1 protein-coding gene is annotated in these 830 nt (G+C 40.2%); it reads right to left on the bottom strand.

The window, feature by feature from the left end:
• Nucleotides 1-491: D-alanyl-D-alanine carboxypeptidase family protein (locus AC1DWB_RS36375; protein WP_477545904.1), on the bottom strand; the 491-nt coding region annotated here is incomplete at its 3' end.
• Nucleotides 492-830: the final 339 nt, after the last annotated feature.

Here is an 830-nt window from a genome sequence, read left to right as displayed (position 1 = left end):
GATCCAATATCAAGCGATAAACCTAAATTATGTTCGCTATAGCCTGCTGGCAACGCATATTTAGCACCCATTTGTTGATAAAGCTGATCTTGTTCTTTATTGTCCCGATAACCGCTGCTGATTAAAAATTGGCTAACCCCATCATTTGCTGCGGCTCCAATCATTGTTGAAAATTTCTGCACCAAGCTTGGCGACAACTGAATCTTTTTATCCAGAACAATGAATCCCTTCACCAGTTCCATATGCTGAAACAGATTGACTGCTTCGGACTCTTCACCGCCTGGTGGTACAGGATGATTCTTATTGACCAACAACAAATTACCTTTGTAAATCTGATCTTTTGTTACTTTAAGCTCTTTCATTTGAGGAGTCACCTCTTGAGCTTGATTGTTTTCTTCCGGTGGTTTCTTGTTAACGACTTTCAGTTTGTATTGAGCAACTCCATAGCCAAGCAGTAAAAGTATAACAAGCCAAAAAACCCACTTCTTCATCCTTAGTTTCCTCCTAACCATTCATTCACTCTAGGCTAAGGAAAACTATTTAAAAAGAAATGGGGTTAAAAATAAAATTTTTCTTAACAAAACCGTCAAACTTCGTAAAAACAAGTATTAGACTGACCCCAATAATAGAACCAGCGGCAGCCCTGGACGAGAAAATAAAGTCCTAGACTGCCGCTGTTTGATTGAACTAACATTTCCCGTTTTATTGAAAATTACCCGTAAGCCTCAGACCGAGTTCACGATCACCTGCTGAATCACGTTCATGGTGAATCCGGTGAAGGGGCAGAGGAACAAGAAATCTCGGAGCTCACAGAAGTCGAAGCCATCATA

It is taken from the genome of Paenibacillus sp. P4_E11, assembly GCF_056401635.1.
This window is presented reverse-complemented; position numbering and strand designations above follow the sequence as displayed.